General features: G+C 64.6%; 20 protein-coding genes. 1 reads left to right on the top strand and 19 read right to left on the bottom strand.

The genetic code is table 11. The features are described from left to right. Window positions 1-8 precede the first annotated feature (8 nt). The 10 genes from rnc to rpoE form a co-directional block, all read right to left on the bottom strand. Window positions 9-689, bottom strand: coding sequence for a ribonuclease III (gene rnc, locus METUNV2_RS0107350; protein ID WP_018228837.1), 681 nt, complete (start codon window positions 687-689; stop codon window positions 9-11). Between the two features lie 4 nt (window positions 690-693). Then, a complete protein-coding gene (locus METUNV2_RS0107345; RefSeq protein ID WP_018228836.1) occupies window positions 694-1,059 on the bottom strand; it encodes a DUF4845 domain-containing protein in 366 nt (121 codons plus the stop codon). 42 nt (window positions 1,060-1,101) lie between these two features. Beyond that, a complete protein-coding gene (gene lepB, locus METUNV2_RS0107340) occupies window positions 1,102-1,914 on the bottom strand; it encodes a signal peptidase I (RefSeq protein ID WP_018228835.1) in 813 nt (270 codons plus the stop codon). A 51-nt stretch (window positions 1,915-1,965) separates the two neighbouring features. Further along, entirely contained in the window at window positions 1,966-3,759 is a 1,794-nt protein-coding gene (gene lepA / locus METUNV2_RS0107335; protein ID WP_018228834.1) for a translation elongation factor 4, read from the bottom strand. 124 nt (window positions 3,760-3,883) lie between these two features. Beyond that, window positions 3,884-4,141, bottom strand: a complete 258-nt coding sequence (locus tag METUNV2_RS0107330) for a glutaredoxin family protein (protein ID WP_018228833.1) — start codon at window positions 4,139-4,141, stop codon at window positions 3,884-3,886. Further along, entirely contained in the window at window positions 4,138-5,583 is a 1,446-nt protein-coding gene (locus METUNV2_RS0107325; protein WP_018228832.1) for a DegQ family serine endoprotease, read from the bottom strand. Before METUNV2_RS0107325 ends, METUNV2_RS0107330 begins: the two co-directional genes overlap by 4 nt. Then, window positions 5,580-6,038, bottom strand: coding sequence for a SoxR reducing system RseC family protein (locus METUNV2_RS0107320; RefSeq protein ID WP_026187958.1), 459 nt, complete (start codon window positions 6,036-6,038; stop codon window positions 5,580-5,582). The genes METUNV2_RS0107325 and METUNV2_RS0107320 overlap by 4 nt, the downstream gene beginning before the upstream one ends. Next, entirely contained in the window at window positions 6,038-7,006 is a 969-nt protein-coding gene (locus METUNV2_RS0107315; protein ID WP_018228830.1) for a MucB/RseB C-terminal domain-containing protein, read from the bottom strand. The genes METUNV2_RS0107320 and METUNV2_RS0107315 overlap by 1 nt, the downstream gene beginning before the upstream one ends. Continuing rightward, complete coding sequence (locus tag METUNV2_RS0107310) at window positions 7,003-7,512, bottom strand: sigma-E factor negative regulatory protein (RefSeq protein WP_018228829.1); 510 nt, start codon at window positions 7,510-7,512, stop codon at window positions 7,003-7,005. Before METUNV2_RS0107310 ends, METUNV2_RS0107315 begins: the two co-directional genes overlap by 4 nt. A 5-nt stretch (window positions 7,513-7,517) precedes the next feature. After that, window positions 7,518-8,117 carry an RNA polymerase sigma factor RpoE gene (rpoE, locus tag METUNV2_RS0107305; protein WP_018228828.1) on the bottom strand — a complete coding sequence of 200 codons (600 nt, stop codon included), beginning with the start codon at window positions 8,115-8,117 and terminating at the stop codon, window positions 7,518-7,520. A gap of 235 nt (window positions 8,118-8,352) precedes the next feature. Between rpoE and nadB the strand changes: the two genes are divergently transcribed. Next, window positions 8,353-9,978, top strand: a complete 1,626-nt coding sequence (gene nadB / locus METUNV2_RS0107300) for an L-aspartate oxidase (RefSeq protein WP_018228827.1) — start codon at window positions 8,353-8,355, stop codon at window positions 9,976-9,978. Here nadB and METUNV2_RS19825 read toward each other — a convergent pair. The 9 genes from METUNV2_RS19825 to METUNV2_RS0107260 all read right to left on the bottom strand — a co-directional run bounded on the left by METUNV2_RS19825 (window position 9,869) and on the right by METUNV2_RS0107260 (window position 16,608). Then, complete coding sequence (locus tag METUNV2_RS19825; RefSeq protein ID WP_157281334.1) at window positions 9,869-10,333, bottom strand: hypothetical protein; 465 nt, start codon at window positions 10,331-10,333, stop codon at window positions 9,869-9,871. The genes nadB and METUNV2_RS19825 overlap by 110 nt on opposite strands. A 27-nt stretch (window positions 10,334-10,360) precedes the next feature. Further along, the gene (fabF, locus tag METUNV2_RS0107295; protein ID WP_018228826.1) at window positions 10,361-11,599 is read right to left on the bottom strand and encodes a beta-ketoacyl-ACP synthase II; all 1,239 of its coding nucleotides are present in this window, start codon (window positions 11,597-11,599) and stop codon (window positions 10,361-10,363) included. A 24-nt stretch (window positions 11,600-11,623) separates the two neighbouring features. After that, window positions 11,624-11,869: an acyl carrier protein gene (gene acpP / locus METUNV2_RS0107290; protein WP_018228825.1), complete on the bottom strand. Its 246-nt coding sequence runs from the start codon at window positions 11,867-11,869 to the stop codon at window positions 11,624-11,626. A gap of 140 nt (window positions 11,870-12,009) precedes the next feature. After that, window positions 12,010-12,756 (bottom strand): 3-oxoacyl-ACP reductase FabG, encoded by a 747-nt coding sequence (gene fabG, locus METUNV2_RS0107285; RefSeq protein WP_018228824.1) that lies wholly within the window; start codon window positions 12,754-12,756, stop codon window positions 12,010-12,012. Continuing rightward, window positions 12,756-13,694: an ACP S-malonyltransferase gene (gene fabD, locus METUNV2_RS0107280; RefSeq protein WP_018228823.1), complete on the bottom strand. Its 939-nt coding sequence runs from the start codon at window positions 13,692-13,694 to the stop codon at window positions 12,756-12,758. Before fabD ends, fabG begins: the two co-directional genes overlap by 1 nt. A gap of 60 nt (window positions 13,695-13,754) precedes the next feature. Beyond that, window positions 13,755-14,717 (bottom strand): beta-ketoacyl-ACP synthase III, encoded by a 963-nt coding sequence (locus METUNV2_RS0107275; RefSeq protein ID WP_018228822.1) that lies wholly within the window; start codon window positions 14,715-14,717, stop codon window positions 13,755-13,757. After that, a complete protein-coding gene (plsX, locus tag METUNV2_RS0107270; protein ID WP_018228821.1) occupies window positions 14,714-15,727 on the bottom strand; it encodes a phosphate acyltransferase PlsX in 1,014 nt (337 codons plus the stop codon). Before plsX ends, METUNV2_RS0107275 begins: the two co-directional genes overlap by 4 nt. Window positions 15,728-15,806: 79 nt before the next feature. Then, the gene (gene rpmF, locus METUNV2_RS0107265; RefSeq protein WP_008058713.1) at window positions 15,807-15,986 is read right to left on the bottom strand and encodes a 50S ribosomal protein L32; all 180 of its coding nucleotides are present in this window, start codon (window positions 15,984-15,986) and stop codon (window positions 15,807-15,809) included. A 73-nt stretch (window positions 15,987-16,059) separates the two neighbouring features. Then, the gene (locus METUNV2_RS0107260; protein ID WP_018228820.1) at window positions 16,060-16,608 is read right to left on the bottom strand and encodes a YceD family protein; all 549 of its coding nucleotides are present in this window, start codon (window positions 16,606-16,608) and stop codon (window positions 16,060-16,062) included. Between the last annotated feature and the right edge of the window lie 92 nt (window positions 16,609-16,700).

Genomic DNA, 16,700 nt, shown 5'->3' with positions numbered 1-16,700 from the left:
AATGTCGGTCATGCCGCCCCCTGAAGTTGTTCGAGCGCGCACGCGGCAGCGGCCTGTTCGGCATGACGCCGGCTGCGGCCCTCGCCTTCGGTGCGCAGGCCGAGCGTGTCGATCACGCAGGCGGCACGGAATACCGGCGCGTGGGCGGGACCGGTGGTGGACACGATTTCGTAGCGCGGCGGCTGCTTGGCCCGCGCGTGCAGCCACTCCTGCAGCGCGGTCTTGGGGTCGCGTGCGTCGCGCTCCGGGTTCAGCGCCACCAGCCGGGATTCGAGCAGACGGGCCACGACGGCGTGTGCGGCGTCGTAACCGGCTTCGAGGAATACCGCGCCGATCAGCGCTTCGAGCGCGTTGGCCAGCAGTGCCGGCCGGCCGCGACCGCCGGTCTTCTGCTCGCCCGCACTCAGGCGCAGTGCATCGCCCAGCGCAATGGCGGCGGCGATTTCAGCCAGCGTGTCTTCCTTGACCAGCGAAGCGCGCAGCCGCGACAGCAGACCTTCGGGCGTGTCCGGGAAGCGGCGGAACAGCAGGTCGGTGGCGGCGCAATCGAGCACCGCATCACCGAGCAGTTCAAGCCGTTCGTTGTGAGAGGAGGAAAAACTGCTGTGCGTCAGCGCCTGCGCCAGCAATGCGCGCGAGGCAAAGACGTGGCCGAGCGCCTGCTCGACCCTTGCATCCGGTGCATTCAAGACTTCAGTTCGACCCCGAGGCCGATCCTTCGAAATCGAACAGCAGGCTGACCGGGCCGAACAACGGCACCTTGCGCTGGTAGGAGAAGGAAATCTCGACGCCGGTCGAATCCTTCACGATGTCCAGGTCGGCCGGCGTGACGCTGGACATTTCGTCCATGACTGACCGCTTGCTGAAGGCGTTGCGGTAGTCGGCGACCGTACCGCCGCGCAGTTCGCTGCTCTTGGCGATCGCCTTCACGTTCTTCAGGATGGTGTAGTACTCGATCACCGCCGGCACCGATTTCATGCCGAGGATGACGATGATCGCGATGAAGCTCGCGACGACGAGAAAACCGATCATGCTCAGACCGGACTGCTTGCGCTGCATCGCTGCCTCCCTGTTGACTGTTCTGTGCAGAAGCGGAACGCCTTACCGGAAACTGCCGATGCGGCCGAAATCGATGCCTTTCGGCGGCACGATGGCGTCGGCGTGGAACCACACGAAGAAGGCCTTGCCGACGATGTTCGCATCCGGCACGAAGCCCCACACCCGGCTGTCCGCACTCTGATCGCGGTTGTCACCGAGCATGAAGTAGTGGCCGGCCGGCACTTCGCAGCGCACCCCTTCGTGATTGTAGACACAGTTCTCGCGACCCGGAAAATCCAGTGCCATCGGCACGTCGGCGCGCGCGTCACGGTCGTTCAGAATGGAATGCTCGACCTCGCCCAGCGTTTCCTGGAAACGCTTCGAGTAGTAGGCGCGGTCCTTGTGCAGATAGTCGTCCTGCGCCTTGAGCGGCACTTCGACGCCATTGATGGTGAGCCGCTTGTTCTGATAGACGATCTTGTCGCCCGGCAGGCCGACCACGCGCTTGATGTAATCGACCGACGGATCGGCCGGGTAGCGGAACACCATCACGTCACCGCGCTTGGGGTCGTTCATGTCGACCACCTTGGTGTTGAGCACCGGCAGGCGGATGCCATAGGTGAACTTGTTCACCAGGATGAAGTCGCCCACCAGCAGGGTCGGAATCATCGAGCCGGACGGAATGCGGAAGGGCTCGACCACGAAGCTGCGCAGCGTAAACACCACGATGATGACCGGAAAGAAGCTGGCGCCATACTCGACCCACCACGGATCGGGTGCGCCGGCCGGCCGCCGCTTGGCGAATACCGCCTTATCGAGTCCCCACAGAATGCCCGTGGCCACGCACAGCACGAAAAGAATCAGTGCAAAGTTCAAGATCGGAATCCAGTCCTGTAATCGTTCGGAGAGGCAGGCTGCGCGACGCGCTTACTTGTCGTCGACCCGCAGTACGGCGAGGAAGGCTTCCTGCGGAATTTCCACGTTGCCCACCTGCTTCATGCGCTTCTTGCCGGCCTTCTGCTTTTCCAGCAGCTTCTTCTTCCGCGAGATGTCGCCGCCGTAGCACTTGGCGAGCACGTTCTTGCGCAGCGCCTTGATCGTTTCGCGCGCGATGATGTGGGCGCCGATCGCCGCCTGCACCGGCACGTCGAACATCTGGCGCGGAATCAGCTCGCGCATCTTGGCCGCCACCTCGCGGCCGCGGAACTGTGCGTTGGCGCGATGCACGATGACCGACAGCGCATCGACCTTCTCGCCGGCCACCATCAGGTCGAGCTTCACCACGTCGGCGGCGCGGTATTCCTTGAACTCGTAGTCAAGCGAGGCATAGCCGCGCGACACCGACTTCAGCTTGTCGAAGAAGTCGAACACCACTTCAGCCATCGGCAGGTCATAGGTCAGCTGCACCTGACGGCCGTGGTAGAGCATGTTCACCTGCTGGCCGCGCTTCTGTTCGCACAGGGTGATCACCGCGCCCAGGTAATCCTGCGGCATGAAGATGACCGCCTTGATGATGGGCTCGCGGATTTCCGCAACCTTGGACGTATCCGGCAGCTTGGACGGGTTCTCGACCATCACCACCGTGTTGTCGTTCATCAGCACCTCGTACACCACGGTCGGCGCCGTGGTGATGAGGTCCATGTCGAACTCGCGTTCCAGACGCTCCTGCACGATTTCCATGTGCAGCATGCCGAGGAAGCCGCAACGGAAACCGAAGCCCAGCGCCTGCGACACTTCCGGCTCGTACTGCAGCGAAGCGTCGTTCAGCTTGAGCTTTTCCAGCGACTCGCGCAGCTGGTCATATTCGCTGGCTTCGACCGGGTACAGACCGGCGAACACCTGCGGCTTGATTTCCTTGAAGCCGGGCAGCGCTGCATCAGCGCGGCGGTCGGCCAGGGTGATGGTGTCACCCACCTTGGCGGCCTGCAGTTCCTTGATGCCGGAAATGATGAAACCCACCTCGCCGGCCGACAGCGCGGTTTTCTGCACCGACTTCGGCGTGAACACGCCGACCTGGTCGCACTGGTACTGGGCACCGGTCGACATGAGCAGCATGCGGTCCTTGGGCTTGAGCGCGCCATCGACCACGCGCACCAGCATGACCACGCCGACGTAGTTGTCGAACCACGAATCGATGATGAGCGCCTTCAGCGGCGCATCCGGATCACCCTTGGGCGCGGGGATGCGCGCGATCACCGCTTCCAGGATGTCGTCGATGCCCAGGCCGGTCTTGGCCGAACACGGAATGGCGTCGGTCGCGTCGATGCCGATCACGTCCTCGACTTCCTGCTTCGCGTTGTCCGGATCGGCCTGCGGCAGGTCCATCTTGTTCAGCACCGGCACCACTTCGACGCCGAGGTCGAGCGCGGTGTAGCAGTTGGCCACCGTCTGCGCCTCGACGCCCTGAGAGGCGTCGACCACCAGCAGCGCGCCTTCGCAGGCGGACAGCGAGCGGCTCACCTCGTAGGAAAAATCGACGTGGCCCGGGGTGTCGATCAGGTTCAGGTTATAGACCTGACCGTCCTTGGCCTTGTACGACAGCGCGGCGGTCTGCGCCTTGATGGTGATGCCGCGCTCGCGCTCCAGATCCATCGAGTCGAGCACCTGCGCCTCCATCTCGCGGTCGGACAGGCCGCCGCAGCGCTGGATCAGCCGGTCCGCCAGCGTGGACTTGCCGTGATCGATGTGGGCGATGATGGAAAAGTTTCGGATGTGCTGCATCGGTCGGATCAGATCGGAAAATGCTCAAGGGCCCGGAACGGGTCGGGAACGGCGGTCGCGCCGCGGGCCCGGCAACAAAAAGGGGCGCCCTTTCGGCAGCCCCCGTGATCGGCCGGACCTCTGTTCAAGCGCGCGATTCTAGCAGATAGGCCCTGACCGCCCGCTCGTCCAGTCGATGCCGGCACAGTTCGCGCTCTCCGGCACACAGCACCGGAATATGCTCGCCGTAGGCATCCTCGTACTCTTCGTGTTCGTCGATGTCGATTTCACGCACCTCGACGTTCTGGCCGGCAATCAGCGGTTCAAGCGCTGCCAGCAGGTCGTCGCACAGATGGCACCAGCGTCGCAGATAGAGCGTCAGTTCGCGCGGCCCGCCGCTCACCGCTCGTCACCGCGCTGTGCATCGGGCGCTCGCAGCGTCAGGAAAGTCTGGCTGTCACCCCTGCGCACCAGCACCGTCAGGCCGACCTTGGGCTCGATGCCGGACAGGATGCGGTTGAACTGGTCCAGCGTGCTGACCGGCGTCTGCCTGCCGCGCGCGATCACCGCCAGGATGACATCGCCGGCACGCAGATCGGAGCGCTGGCTGCCCGACACCTGCTCCACCCTCAGCCCGCCCTCAACCTTCAGTTCCCGCTTCTGCTGCGCATTCAGTTCCGACAGCACCAGCCCGAGCCGGTTGGGCGCGGGCCCGGCCTCCGGCGCAGCGCTGCGGCGACCCTTGCGCGGATCGATGCGGTCATCGTTCAGTTCGGCCACCGTGACACGGACGTCGCGCGCCGCCCCGTTGCGCCACACCTGCAGCAGCGAAGCTGCCCCGGGCTTGGTCCCGCCGACCAGACGTGGCAGGTCGCCGGATTTCTCGATCGGCTTGCCATCGAAACGCAGGATGACATCGCCCGGCTCGACGCCGGCCTTTTCCGCAGGACCGCGCGGCTCGACCGAACTGACCAGCGCGCCTTCCGGCTTTTGCAGACCGAAGGAATCGGCCAGTTCCTTGGTCACCTCCTGGATCACCACACCGATGCGCCCGCGCTGCACCCGGCCGCTCACACGCAACTGTGACTGCACGTCCATCGCCACATCGATCGGAATCGCGAACGACAGGCCCATGTAGCCACCATTGCGGCTGTAGATCTGGGAATTGATGCCCACCACCTCACCGCGCAGATTGAACAGCGGGCCGCCTGAATTGCCCGGATTGATGGCCACGTCGGTCTGGATGAAGGGCACGAAGTTTTCCTGCGGCAGCGCCCGCCCCTTCGCCGATACGATGCCGGCAGTCACCGAGCTCTCGAAGCCGAAGGGCGAACCGATGGCGACCACCCATTCGCCCACTTTCAGGCGATTCGCGTCGCCGAAGCGCACAACCGGCAGGCCGCTGGCGTCAATCTTGAGCAGCGCGATATCGGTGCGCCGGTCGGCACCGATCAGTTTCGCCCTGAATTCGCGCTTGTCGGACAGTCGCACCGTGATTTCGTCGGCATCCTCGACCACGTGGGCATTGGTCAGCAGATGACCGTCGGCGGAAATGATGAAACCGGAGCCGAGCGATCGCGCGTCCTGCGAGCCGGGTGTGCCCGGCTGCTGCGGAATGAAGCGGCGGAAGAAATCGAACATCGGATCGTCTTCGTCCACGCCGGGCGGCATCTGCGGCATCGCGCGCGCACTCACCTTCTGGGTGGTGCTGATATTCACCACCGCCCGCCCCTGCTGCTCAACCAGCTGGGAAAAATCGGGCAGTTCGCGCTGGGCGGCTGCGGCGTGCGGCAGGCTCAGGGCGGTCAGCAGGCCGAACAGAGCGGCCCGGATGAAGGCAGTCATGATTTTCCGGCAGGGAATGAAGCGGATACGGAGGTGGACAGCGGATCGGGAAGAATACGGACCGCTGGCAGCAGGCTGCGGTAACGTCGGCTCAGTTGCAACCAGCCAGCCGCCGCGACAAGGCCGGCAAGTACGCCGGCCGCCACCACCGGATCGGACAGTCCGCCGATCAGCACCGCGACGGATACGCCCGCGAACAGTGCCACCAGCGCCACACCGTAAGACAGCAGCGCCGCGGTCAGCGGCCCGCCCTCACCGACTGCCAGATCGACCCGGGCGCCTGGCAGCAGCGCGACATCGACCGGCACGATATAGGTTGATGAGGAAGATGCAGTTTCGCAGCGGCGGCCACAGCCGCCGTTCTCCGCGCAGCGGCCGCAACCGCTCTGGCGCTCTACATCGACCCACGCGTAGCCGTCAGCCACGCGGCGGACAACGCCAGGGCGCACGTTCATCAGCGCTTCGGCCCTACCGCCTCGGCCATGCGCTGCACGCTGTGTGCAGGCACCTCGCCCAGCGCGGTCACGACGAAACCGGCCACCCGACGCTTGAATACATTGACCGCGCCGTGCTTCATCGGGCCAATCTGGCTGCCGTCATCCTTGCGGTAGGGTTCGATGAACACCGAAATCGCGGCCAGACCGTCGGAAAACACCATGTGTACCATGTCCTGCCGGTCCGGCCCGAGCGATCGCCGCATGCCGGCAATCTGCCTGAAGCCGGGCACATCGGCATTCACCGTCCAGCCGAGATCGGCATTCTGGGCCTGGGTGGAATTGGCCGCATGCACCTTCCAGCCGGTGGCGCTGGCCGCCAGCCTGGACTGCACATCGTCGCGGGTCAGCGCCGGACCGATCTGCAGCTGGGCGAAGGCGAACTGCTCTATCGGCTCACCCTTCTCGTTCACCATGCGTGCCTTCAGCAGCAGACCGGACTGGGATTCGATCCAGAACATGTGGCCATAACGGAAACCGTCCTTCGGTTCCAGCACCACGGTCTGAGTGTCGAAACCGGCGACCCGACCTGGCGCCACCTTGCGCACGGTGTAGAAATCACCGAGCGCGGCAACCGCCTCCGGCAGCAGGGACGGAAAGGTTTTCCGTGCGCCGCGGCGGTCTTCGATGATCATCTTTTCCTTCGGCAGATAGCAGCGCACGTCGTCATTGACGCGTATCACCTCGCGCGGACTGCCATCCAGCACCTCCAGCCGCTCGATCGAATTGCCTTCGGTATCGACGTAGTGGGCGATGCGTGAGGTTTCGACGCTGGCACCGCTCTGGTAGACGAAAGTGCCAACGTAGGAGGTTTTCTGCGAGGCGCTGACCGCCCGCCCGAGCAGGGACAGCGCTTCCGGCTGCCCCTGGGCCAGCGCGACCTGCCCGACCAGCAGGCCCGCCAGCAGCCATGCTGCACGAAGAATCATCGACGTTCGTCGGTCTGCAGATCCGAAACGCCGCGCGCGTACAGGGCCACACCCTGCATGCTGCCGGCCGGGGAGTAAGCCTGGTGCGCCACCAGATAGGCGCGCAGAGGAGATTCAGTCTGGGCAATCTGGACGACAGCAGGCGCTGCCACCGGTACTACCGCGAGCTGTTCAGTCGGGGCGGACATCAGATCAAGCCCCAGCCAGGACACCAGCGCAACACCCGCCACTGCAGCCGCGGCCGGCATCCAGAGACGTTTGGCTTCAGGCTGAACGCGAATGGCGACCGGTGCAAGAACCGTGGGCTCGTCTTCGAGGCGGTTCATGACCGAAGCCGTAAAACCGTCGTCGAAATGCTGCTGCTCACCGCGCAGCAGGTCGCCGATCAATACCTGCAGCGCAAATTCGTCACGCAGATCACCGTCGGCATGCAGGCGGTCCAGCACCTGCTGCGACGTGCGCTCATCGAGCTCGTTGTCGATGAAGGCGCTCAGATTCTCTTTCATGCGTGTTACCACCTCTTGTCGGGTGCCGTATCGAGCAGCGGGCGCAGCTTTTCGGCGATCGCCTCACGGGCACGGAAGATGCGCGAACGCACCGTGCCGATCGGACAATCCATCACCATTGCGATCTCCTCGTAGGCCATGCCTTCGAGTTCGCGCAGCATGATGGCCGTGCGCAGTTCTTCAGGCAGCGCTTCCATCGCGGAAGTCACCGTCTCGCCGATCTGCTTGGTCAGCAGCAGCCGTTCGGGCGTATTGATGTCCCGCAGGTTGTCGCTGTCGTCAAAGTTCTCCGCCTCTTCGGAATCGAACTCCGTGCTCGTCGGGGCACGCCGGCCCTGCGACACGAGGTAGTTCTTCGCGGTGTTTACGCCGATGCGGTAGAGCCAGGTGTAGAACGCACTTTCGCCGCGGAACGAGGGCAGCGCACGGTAGGCCTTGATGAAGGCTTCCTGTGCGACGTCCTCGACCTCGGCAGGGTCGCGTATCAGGCGCGACAGCAGCCGCCCGAGCTTGCGCTGGTACTTGCTGACCAGCAGCCCGAAGGCCTGCTTGTCGCCGCGCTGCGCGCGCTCGACAAGTCGCTGGTCAAGCTCTCGCTCAGTCATCTGGGCTGATGTGGTGCCACCCGGATCTTTCGCCGGTGCAGGTTTTGAACTGGCGCGCAGTATATCCGAGCGCACAGGCCTGGGCATTACTTGGAGGGGGTTCAGGGTCGCGTCCATGCCCCTATTGACTGAGGGGTTTCGGCAAAGTTCATCCATTGCGTAACTCGGCGTTTCCGGGCGTGTGTTGCGTTGCACTGCGATATAGTGCAGCCCTTCTCGTGAAACGCGAAAAACCGTGCAGACATTCGACGTGCTGGTACTGGGAAGCGGCCTGGCCGGACAGGCGCTTTCGCTGCGTCTGGCCGAGGCCGGGCGCCAGGTTGCACTGATCACCAAGCTCAAGCTGGAAGATTCGGCTTCGAGCTGGGCTCAGGGTGGCGTGGCGGCGGTACTGGACGACGAGGACTCGATCGAAGCCCACCTGCGCGACACCCTGGTGGCCGGCGCCGGCCTGTGCGATACGGACGCCAGCCGCTTCGTGGTCGAGAACGGCCGGCGCGCGATCGAATGGCTGATCGCCCGCGGCGTGCCCTTCACCCGCGACGAAGGCAGCGCACTCGGCTATCACCTGACCCGCGAAGGCGGCCACAGCCACCGCCGCATCGTGCATGCGGCCGACGCCACCGGCTCCGCCATCCAGATGACGCTGACGCAACAGGTCAAGGCGCACCCGAACATCCACATCTTCGAACGCCATCTGGCGGTGGATCTCATCGTCGGCTGGAAGATAGGCCGCCCGGATCTGGGTTGCGCCGGCGCCTACGTACTGGATCTCGACGATGAGCGGGTAGACACCTTTTCGGCACCGGTGGTCGCGCTGGCCACCGGCGGTGCGGGCAAGGTCTATCTGTATACGACCAATCCGGACACGGCGACCGGCGACGGCATCGCGATGGCCTGGCGCGCAGGTTGCCGGGTCGGCAATATGGAATTCATCCAGTTCCACCCGACCTGCCTGTACCACCCGCACGCCAAATCCTTCCTGATCACCGAAGCGATGCGCGGAGAAGGCGGTCTGCTGCGACTGCCGGACGGCGAACGCTTCATGCCGGAACACGACGAGCGCGCCGAACTGGCGCCGCGCGACGTGGTAGCACGGGCAATCGACTACGAAATGAAGAAGCGCGGCCTGGACTGCGTGTATCTGGACGTGTCGCACAAGCCGGCCGACTTCCTGATCAGCCATTTCCCGAACATCCACGCCCGCTGCCTGGAACTGGGCATAGACATCACCCGCCAGCCGATCCCGGTGGTGCCGGCGGCCCACTACACCTGCGGCGGCGTACGGGTCGATCACCGCGCCCGTACCGATGTCGACGGCCTGTATGCGCTGGGTGAAACCAGCTACACCGGTCTGCACGGCGCCAACCGTCTGGCCAGCAATTCGCTGCTGGAATGTCTGGTCTATGCCGAGGCGGCCGCTCAGGACATTCTCGCCCGCGGCCCGCAGGCGCAGCCGGCACTGCCGGCCTGGGACGAAAGCCGGGTGACCGACGCCGACGAAGAGGTGGTGATCGCTCACAACTGGGACGAACTGCGCCGCTTCATGTGGGACTACGTCGGCATCGTACGCACCAACAAACGGCTCGAGCGCGCGCTGCACCGCATCCGCCTGCTTGAGCGCGAGATCGACGAGTACTACGCCAACTTCCGCATCAGCAACGATCTGATCGAACTGCGCAATCTGGTGCTCACCGCCCACCTCATCGTGCGCAGCGCGATGCAGCGGCACGAGAGCCGCGGCCTGCATTTCAGCCGCGACTATCCGGAAACCAGCGCGACCGCCATGCCGACCATCCTGCGGCCGCGCCGGACGCGTCAGCCCGAAGACCTTCACGCACCGCTCGCCGCAGACGTCTGAAGTCGTCCGGCCGCACGAAGCGGTCGGCCGTCAGCAGCAGCCGTCGCCAACCACGCCCGGCGCCTTCCAGTTCAAGCGAAAGCGTGTGCCGGCTCATCCGTGCATGCGCCAGCCGCAGATGCAGTGTCGTGCCGTCAGCCCGGTACAGCACCACCTCGCGCCCGTCCTCCAGTGACAGCGCCTGCAGGCATCCGTCCCGATGGCGCAGCCATACCGCGCCGCACAGCGCCGGCAACAGGGTACACGCTGCAGCCGGGTGCAGCGACGCCGCCAGCACGGCTACGAGCGCGCAAACAAAAAGGGCCACGTCGAGACGACGTGACCCTTTCAGCTGAATCGGCGCGGCGACTTCCATCCTTGCGGACGTCCGGCGCCGCCCGCGTCAGAGGCGACGGAACACCAGCGTCGCGTTGGTGCCCCCGAAACCGAAGGCATTCGACATCGCGGCACGGATTTTCAGTTCGCGCGGGACCAACGGCACGTAGTCCAGATCGCAGGCCGGATCCTGATCGTGCAGGTTGGCGGTCGGCGGAGCGATCTGGTGGTGGAGAGCAAGAATGCTCACCACTGCCTCGATGCCCGACGCGGCACCCAGCGCGTGGCCGGTCATGGACTTGGTCGAACTGACGCACAGCTTTTTGGCGTGCTCGCCGAAGCAGCGCTTGACCGCCACCGTTTCGGCAATGTCACCCAGCGGCGTGGATGTGCCGTGGGCGTTGATGTAGTCGACTTCGTCCAGCGCGACACCGCCATTGCGCAGCGCGTTGTTCATGCTGCGCGATGCGCCTTCACCATCCTCGCACGGAGCGGTGATGTGATGAGCGTCTGCGCTCATGCCGTAGCCCGCCAGCTCGCAGTAGATGCGTGCGCCGCGCGCCTTGGCGTGTTCGTACTCCTCGAGCACCAGCACGCCGGCACCTTCGCCCAGCACGAAGCCGTCACGGCCGGTGTCCCACGGACGGCTGGCCGTTTCCGGATCGTCGTTGCGAGTAGACAGTGCCTTGGCAGCGGCAAAACCGCCCACCGCGAGACTGCAGATGGTCGATTCGGCACCGCCGGCAATCATCACGTCGGCATCACCGTACTCGATCAGGCGCATGGCTTCGCCGATCGAATGATTGGCGGTCGCGCAGGCGCTCACCGTCGCGAAATTCGGGCCCTTGAAGCCGTAGTTGATCGCGACGATGCCGGAGATCATGTTGATGATCGAGCCGGGAATGAAGAACGGGGATACCTTGCGCACACCACCGGACATCATGGCGGTATGCGTGTCCTCGATCATCGGCAGACCGCCGATGCCGGAGCCGACACAGACGCCGATGCGCTCGGCGTTGGCCGGGTGAGCCTCGAGACCGGCATCACGCACCGCATCCATCGAGGCAGCGATGCCGTAATGGATGAAGGTGTCGTAACGGCGGGCCTCTTTCGGAGACAGGTAGTTGGCGACGTCGAAATCGCGTACTTCGCCTGCGATCTGGACCGGCATTTCCGAAGCATCGAAGCGCGTGATGCGACGGATGCCCGACTTTGCCGCCAGGATGTTTTCCCAGGCTTGTCCGACGGTATTGCCGACCGGGGAAATGATGCCCAGGCCGGTGACGACTATTCTCTTACGTGCCAAAACGTGCTCCGCGGAATGAAACGATCAGGCCTTGCTGGCGAGGTGGCCATTCACGTAGTCGATGGCCTGCTGCACCGAGGTGATCTTCTCGGCTTCTTCGTCCGGGATTTCGCACTCGAATTCCTCTTCGAGGGCCATCACCAGTTCGACCGTATCGAGCGAGTCGGCACCCAGATCATCCACGAAGGACGATTCGTTCTTGATTTCGGCTTCGTTGACGCCCAGTTGTTCAGCGACGATCTTCTTGACGCGTTGTTCGATGTTTTCCATTGCGGTACTCCTTCCCTGTTAGGCCCTGACGAGAGCGTGAGGACGCGAAAAAAAAGTGGCGCGAGTGTATCAGAAAGCCTGCTCCACTTCGCTTCCGGGCGCCAACCGGCGGAAATCCGCCCACCGGCGCCCGACAAAAATCAATGCATGAACATGCCGCCGTTGACGTGAAGCGTGCTGCCGGTCACGTAAGCGGCGCCCGGCGAAGCAAGAAACACCACTGCGGCGGCCACTTCGTCGGCATTGCCCAGACGCCCCAGCGGAATCTGGCCCAGCAGCGCATCGCGCGCCGCATCGCCCAGCGCCTCGGTCATGTCGGTGGCGATGAAGCCGGGGGCGACACAGTTCACCGTGATGTTGCGCGAACCCAGCTCACGCGCCAGCGCCATGCTCATGCCGGCCACGCCGGCCTTGGCGGCCGCGTAGTTGGCCTGCCCCGGATTGCCGGTTTCGCCGACCACCGAGGTGATGTTGATGATGCGGCCACTGCGTGCCTTCATCATGCCTTTCATCACTGCACGCGACATCGTGAACACCGCCTTCAGATTGGTGTCGATCACCGCCTGCCACTCGTCGTCCTTCATCCGCATCGCGAGGTTGTCGCGCGTGATGCCGGCGTTGTTCACCAGAACCGAAACGGTGCCGAAATCCTTCTCGATCGCGCCGATCACGGCGGGAATGGCCGCTGCATCGGTCACGTCCAGCACCAGGCCACGTCCCTTGATGCCGGCAGCTTCAAAAGCCTGCTGGATGCCGGCCGCACCGGATTCCGAGGTGGCGGTGCCGACCACGGTAGCCCCCGCCTGGCCCAGCGCCAGCGCAATCGAGCGGCCGATGCCGCGGCTCGCGCCGGTCACCAGCGCAATCTGTCCGTCAAGTACGCCCATCAATTCACTCCGATCTGTTGAACCAGCTGGTCGAGTGCGGCCGCATCGGCCAGCGCCACGCCAGTGAGATTGCGGTCGATGCGCTTGGTGAGACCGGCCAGTACCTTGCCCGGACCGCATTCCGCCACGGTAGTGACGCCCAGCGCAGCCATCCGCTGGATCACCTCAACCCAGCGCACCGGCGCTGCAGCCTGACGCACCAGCGCATCGCGGATGGCGTCCGGCTCATCCGGCGTCGCCACATCGACGTTGTTTACCAGCGCGATCTGCGGACGGGCGAAGGCGATGCCCGGCAGCACGGCCGCCAGGCGGTCGGCCGCCGGCTGCATCAGGCTGCAGTGGAAAGGCGCGCTGACCGGCAGCGCAACGGTGCGCTTGGCGCCGCGCTCCGACAGCAGGGCCATCGCCCGCTGCACCGCGGCGGCATGGCCGGCGATCACGGTCTGTTCCGGCGAATTGAAATTCACCGCAGCCACCACCTCACCCTGCGCTGCATCCACGCAGGCAGTCCTGACCACGTCGGCATCCAGACCGAGCACCGCAGCCATGGCACCGGTACCCGCAGGCACGGCTTCCTGCATGGCCTGTGCGCGCAGGCGCACCAGCGGCACCGCATCCTTCAGCGCGAGCACGCCGGCCGCCACCAGCGCCGCGTACTCGCCGAGACTGTGTCCGGCGACCACGTCCGGCTGACGGCCGGTACGCTTGATCCAGCTGCGGTACACCGCCACGCCGGCGGTCAGCATCAGCGGCTGGGTGTTGGTGGTGAGCGACAGGCGCTCGGCCGGGCCTTCGGCCGCCATCGCCCACAGATCCTCGCCCAGCGCCTGCGACGCTTCGTCGAAGGTGGCGCGGATATCGGCGTCGTCGCCATAGGCGGCCATCATGCCGACCGACTGCGAGCCCTGGCCGGGAAATACGAAAGCAAGTTTCTGCATGGTGTGTCCGGAATCAGATGTCCAGCGATGCAGGGCGCCCGCCCGGAGCGCCCCTGCGGATCAGTAGCGCAGCAGCACGCCGCCCCAGGTGAAGCCGCCGCCCACGCCTTCGAGCATCACGTGGTCGCCGCGCTTGATGCGGCCGTCGCGCACCGCCACGTCCAGCGCCAGCGGCACCGAAGCGGCCGAGGTGTTGCCGTGATCGGCCACCGTGGTCACCACGTGTTCCATCGGCAGATCGAGCCGCTTGGCGGTCGACTGCAGGATGCGGATATTGGCCTGGTGCGGCACCAGCCAGTTCAGCGCATCGAGCGGAAGACCGGCCGCCGCCATCAGTTCGACCGCGGTATCACCCAGCACGCGCACTGCGAACTTGAATACCGCCTGGCCATCCATCTGGAGCAGTGGCGTGCCGGACACGGCGCCATTGCACACCTGACCAGGCACCGACAGGATGTCATGGTAATGGCCGTCGGCATGCAGCGCAGAGGCCAGGATGCCCGGCTCGTCCGACGCTTCAAGCACCACCGCGCCGGCACCGTCGCCAAACAGCACGCAGGTGCCACGATCGTTCCAGTCCAGGATGCGGGAGAACACTTCCGCACCGATGACGAGAGCGCACTTGTGCGAGCCCGAGCGGATGAACTTCTCCGCCACCGTCAACGCATAGACGAAGCCGGAACACACCGCCTGCACGTCGAAGGCGGTGGCGGCGCGATTGCCCAGCTTGTGCTGGAGGATGCAGGCGGTACTCGGGAAAACCTGGTCCGGCGTCGAGGTCGCGACGATGATCAGGTCTACGTCGGCAGCACTGCGACCGGCCGCTTCCAGCGCCTTCCGGCTCGCATGCAGGGCGAGATCGCTGGAATGTTCTGCCTCCGCCGCGAAGTGGCGGAAGCGGATGCCGGTGCGTTCGCTGACCCACTCGTCAGACGTTTCGATCCCCCGGGCAACCAGGTCATGGTTCGACACCGGGGCACCGGGCAGATAGCCACCGGTACCGGTAATGCGGCAGAAAGTCATGCAGCTACCTCGGTACGTTTCATGCATTGGGTGATGCGGGCAATCAGATCGTTGCGCACCGCGTCGGCGGCACGCGCCACCGCCTGCTCGAAGCCGTAGGCGTCGCTGGAGCCGTGGCTCTTCACCACAACGCCTCGCAGGCCCAGCAGGCTGGCGCCATTGTAACGACGATGATCGACCCGATTGCGGAAGGCCGCGATGACCGGGCGAGCCACGATGTACATCAGCTTGCGCAGCGGTCCGCGGCTGAATTCCTCGCGCAGGAAGGTGCCGATCATCTGAGCCAGCCCTTCCGAAGTCTTCAGCGCGACATTGCCGACAAAACCGTCGCACACGACGACATCGGTCGTGCCCTTGTAGATATCGTTGCCTTCCACATTGCCGTAGAAGTTGAGGTCACTGGCCCGCAGCAGTTCTGCAGCGCCCTTGACCACCTCGTTACCCTTGATCTCTTCTTCGCCGATATTGAGCAGACCGACGCTGGGGCGTTCACGCGATTCGAGCGCAGACACCAGCATCGCGCCCATCAGGCCGAACTGGCAGAGATGTTCAGACGTGCAATCGACATTGGCGCCAAGGTCGAGCACATAGGTGTGACCCTTCACCGTGGGCAGAATGGATGCGATGGCCGGCCGGTCGATGCCCGGAAGCATCTTCAGCACGAACTTGGAAATGGCCATCAGCGCGCCGGTATTGCCGGCCGACACCGCGGCCTGGGCACGCCCTTCCTTGACCAGGTCGATTGCAACCCGCATCGAGGAATCCTTCTTGCCTCTCAGCGCCTGCGCCGGCGGTTCATCCATACCGACCACCTCGGACGCGTGGACGACAGAAAGCCGCGGCTCGCGATCCGCGCCGAGCCGCTTCAGTTCCGCATCGAGGACATCCTGCAGACCTACCAGAAGGAGGTTGCAGTCCGGATCCCTGCGCAGATAGGCCAGGGAAGCCGGAAGGGTGACGGACGGACCATGATCCCCGCCCATGCAATCGATGGCCAGGGTATAGCTCATGCCACGCACCCGATCAATTCACGTTTGCCCGGTTCGGCCGCACGGATGCGGCGGGCCGGAAACAACGGAAAGGCGATGATCACTCGCCCTTGGTCTTGAGCACCTTCTTGCCGCGGTAGAAACCGCTCGGCGAGATGTGATGACGCAGGTGGGTTTCGCCCGTGGTCGACTCGACGGCGGTCGCCGGCGCGGTCAGGAAATCGTGGGCACGATGCATGCCGCGCTTCGACGGCGACTTCTTGTTTTGCTGGACAGCCATGAAACAACTCCCCCGGATAACCGGATAAAAAACTCGACGTACCAACCCGCCAGCACCTGCCGGCGAGCATGAATCAATTCCGTTTCAACTTTTCGAGCACCGCGAACGGCGAGGGCCGCTTTTCAACGACCGGCTCAACCTGTTCACCGGCTTTCGCCGGCATGGCGCACTGCGTGTGCGTCGGCACGGTCGGCAGCGCCAGCAGCACCTCGTCTTCGACCAGGGTCGCCAGATCCAGCGGCCCATCGATTTCGAGTGCCTCGAAACTATCGTCTTCGAGATCCTCGTCGCCCCACTCTTCGCCCGCGAACACAAGACGGAAGCGCGACACCCCGTGAGCCTCGACCACCACACTGCCCAGGCAACGCTGGCACTGCATGGGCACGTCTGCCGTCACATCGAGCGACAGCCAGCACACGCCCTCTGCATCAACCGACCCCTGGAGCGCCCAACGCACCGCGCGCGCTCCGATCTCTTCACTGTCGCATTCAGCGCTCAGCCGCTCGAAAGCGGCCATTCCGACCTCACCCGCTAGGGTGTGTCCGGCACGCGCAAACTGCTGTGCATCGATGCGCACCTGCAATTCGTCGCCCGACAGCGTGTTTCCGGTCTGTTCAGCCATGCCTGTGGCGCCACGACATCTCGCGAGGCGGGAGAAACAAACCGTAAATGATACTATCCGCGGCCTGTGTATGTCAAAGCGCGCTGCGCCCG

Source organism: Methyloversatilis universalis EHg5 (genome assembly GCF_000378945.1).
GTDB classification, from domain to species: Bacteria; Pseudomonadota; Gammaproteobacteria; order Burkholderiales; family Rhodocyclaceae; genus Methyloversatilis; species Methyloversatilis universalis_A.
Note: the sequence above shows the minus strand (reverse complement) of the source record. Positions and strands in the feature narration are given on the sequence as shown.

What these genes read in the sequence shown, in the direction of transcription:
- METUNV2_RS0107345 (WP_018228836.1), bottom strand. Translation starts at nt 1,059, where the DNA reads ATGCAGCGCAAGCAGTCCGGTCTGAGCATGATCGGTTTTCTCGTCGTC.
- lepA (WP_018228834.1), bottom strand. Translation starts at nt 3,759, where the DNA reads ATGCAGCACATCCGAAACTTTTCCATCATCGCCCACATCGATCACGGC.
- METUNV2_RS0107325 (WP_018228832.1), bottom strand. Translation starts at nt 5,583, where the DNA reads ATGACTGCCTTCATCCGGGCCGCTCTGTTCGGCCTGCTGACCGCCCTG.
- METUNV2_RS0107320 (WP_026187958.1), bottom strand. Translation starts at nt 6,038, where the DNA reads ATGAACGTGCGCCCTGGCGTTGTCCGCCGCGTGGCTGACGGCTACGCG.
- METUNV2_RS0107315 (WP_018228830.1), bottom strand. Translation starts at nt 7,006, where the DNA reads ATGATTCTTCGTGCAGCATGGCTGCTGGCGGGCCTGCTGGTCGGGCAG.
- METUNV2_RS0107310 (WP_018228829.1), bottom strand. Translation starts at nt 7,512, where the DNA reads ATGAAAGAGAATCTGAGCGCCTTCATCGACAACGAGCTCGATGAGCGC.
- rpoE (WP_018228828.1), bottom strand. Translation starts at nt 8,117, where the DNA reads ATGACTGAGCGAGAGCTTGACCAGCGACTTGTCGAGCGCGCGCAGCGC.
- METUNV2_RS19825 (WP_157281334.1), bottom strand. Translation starts at nt 10,333, where the DNA reads ATGGAAGTCGCCGCGCCGATTCAGCTGAAAGGGTCACGTCGTCTCGAC.
- acpP (WP_018228825.1), bottom strand. Translation starts at nt 11,869, where the DNA reads ATGGAAAACATCGAACAACGCGTCAAGAAGATCGTCGCTGAACAACTG.
- fabG (WP_018228824.1), bottom strand. Translation starts at nt 12,756, where the DNA reads ATGGGCGTACTTGACGGACAGATTGCGCTGGTGACCGGCGCGAGCCGC.
- fabD (WP_018228823.1), bottom strand. Translation starts at nt 13,694, where the DNA reads ATGCAGAAACTTGCTTTCGTATTTCCCGGCCAGGGCTCGCAGTCGGTC.
- METUNV2_RS0107275 (WP_018228822.1), bottom strand. Translation starts at nt 14,717, where the DNA reads ATGACTTTCTGCCGCATTACCGGTACCGGTGGCTATCTGCCCGGTGCC.
- plsX (WP_018228821.1), bottom strand. Translation starts at nt 15,727, where the DNA reads ATGAGCTATACCCTGGCCATCGATTGCATGGGCGGGGATCATGGTCCG.
- rpmF (WP_008058713.1), bottom strand. Translation starts at nt 15,986, where the DNA reads ATGGCTGTCCAGCAAAACAAGAAGTCGCCGTCGAAGCGCGGCATGCAT.
- METUNV2_RS0107260 (WP_018228820.1), bottom strand. Translation starts at nt 16,608, where the DNA reads ATGGCTGAACAGACCGGAAACACGCTGTCGGGCGACGAATTGCAGGTG.